The organism is Kitasatospora sp. NPDC036755 (genome assembly GCF_040636595.1).
Classification (GTDB): domain Bacteria; phylum Actinomycetota; class Actinomycetes; order Streptomycetales; family Streptomycetaceae; genus Kitasatospora.
This window is the reverse complement of sequence record NZ_JBEZUT010000649.1, coordinates 1-1,712: the sequence shown is the minus strand read 5'-3', so window position 1 is coordinate 1,712 and position 1,712 is coordinate 1. Positions and strand designations below refer to the sequence as shown.

Genomic DNA, 1,712 nt, shown 5'->3' with positions numbered 1-1,712 from the left:
TGTCCGTGTCGGTGATCTTCTGAATTTACCGGCGGCGGCGCCACTTCCGCAGCGCCGGGGTGATCACCGTCGCCGGTGCGGCTTCGGACTCCTCCTTGGTGGGCCCGGGGGGGCCCTCCTCGGAGCCACCCGTGTACCCCACCGTCTCACCGGAGCGGCAGGCGTATTCGTAAGGTACCAAGTAGGGGCGCGTTTTCTGCCCCGAAAAGTGGGTCTGACCTGCGGAAACGTGGGCTTCAACCCCGGACGTTGGTTCGGACACTGACTGTCCGTTATTAGAGCTAGCGTCCGCTTCGGTGGACTTACGGCGATTTGATCGCTTGCGGCACGCTTCGGAGCAGTAGGTAGCAGCGACCTTGCCCGGCACGGCCCTGACGGCGCGTCGGCACATCGGGCACTTCGGCCTCTCCGGCCGGCGGGTGGGGGCGGAAATCTGATCATCGGACAAGCGGGGCTTGCCCGGCGTACGGGCATGCTGACGGCCACCGGGGGCGGAGCGCTCGACCGCCGGGGCGGGAGCTGCGTCCGGCACGGTGGCCGAAGTCTTGTCAGGTGTTGCGCGGATGGCTGTGCCACCCGCTACCATCGGGTTCAAGTGGTCAGGTTTCTGCTGAAGACGCCGGGAAGCGAACTTTTAGGGCCTGACCGCCTAGAGAGGCCGGGTGGTAGAACACCCGGTCTTCTCGCATTTTCAGGACCGTTTGGTGACCGATCATGCCCTATTCGGGCGCTCGGCGTGGCGTGCGGCGCGAAAGTGCCGCATGTGATCTGGAAAACCGCTCAGGGCCCGCCCCCCGCTCGGGGGCGGGCCCTGCGGCGTTTCTGGGGGTCGGTCAGGCCTTGTAGGCCAGCGGGCTGGTCGCGGAGTGGGCGCGGCTCAGCGCGGTGACGAGCTGGTCTGCGGCGGCGCGGGCGGCGTCGAGCGCGCTGCGGGCGTCGTCCAGGTCGCGGTTGGCGTCGCCTCGGTCGCTGGTGACGTGTCCGGCGGTGGCGAGTTTGGCCAGCAGCGACCAGACCTGGCCGAGCGCCTGGTCCAGGCCGCCGGCCATCCGGTCGAGGCCGCCGATCACGTCGTAGGCGTTGCTGGGGAACTCCCAGTCGTCCCGGCCGGTGGCGAGGGTGGCGTGGTTGAGCGCGCGGATCGCCTCGGCGGCCTGGTCGGCGAGCTTGGCGGGGCTGGTCTCGGTCATGGGGCTGATCCTTCCGAGTGGGTCTGACGGGTTGCGCGGGTTCCGGGAATTTCGGTCAGGGGTTGGTCGTGCCGCTGATGGCGCGCCAGGCGTCCCAGAGCCGGGCCTCGGTGGCGATGTAGCCGGCGGCGCGGAACGCGGCGATCGCGGCCCGTCCGGACATCGGCGGGTTGGTGGAGAAGCGGAGCCAGCGGAGGACCGCGGCGACCTGGTCGTCGCTGATGGGCTCCCCCGGGACGGGCTCGGCGAGACCGGCGACCATGCAGACGTCGGCGAGCGTCGCACCCGTGGCACCCGTAGCGGCGGGTGCTACGGCGGACGGCGCGGGTGCTACGGCGGGTGCCCCGGCAGGGGCGCTGACCTGCGCTTCGAGCGCTACGGCGGGTGCTACGGCGACGAGGGTGAACATCCCGGACAGCGCGTCGTCCGCAGCGATGGTGAGGCGCTCGCGCTGCACTTCGGCGAGGTCCTCGCCGAGCTGGAGGTCGCCCTCGCCAACCCGTGCGGCGTGGCGCCACGCGG

The 1,712-nt window shown here is 70.6% G+C and carries 1 protein-coding gene and 1 pseudogene; both read right to left on the bottom strand.

Going from position 1 to position 1,712, the window contains the following annotated elements; all coding sequences use genetic code 11:
• Positions 1-833: 833 nt before the first annotated feature.
• Positions 834-1,190, bottom strand: a complete 357-nt coding sequence (locus tag AB0E96_RS40930) for a hypothetical protein (RefSeq protein WP_359831901.1) — start codon at positions 1,188-1,190, stop codon at positions 834-836.
• 55 nt (positions 1,191-1,245) lie between these two features.
• A pseudogene (locus tag AB0E96_RS40925) lies at positions 1,246-1,712 on the bottom strand (hypothetical protein); the annotation flags it as partial.

Coding starts and splice junctions, on each gene's coding strand:
- AB0E96_RS40930 (WP_359831901.1), bottom strand. CDS start 1,190: ATGACCGAGACCAGCCCCGCCAAGCTCGCCGACCAGGCCGCCGAGGCG.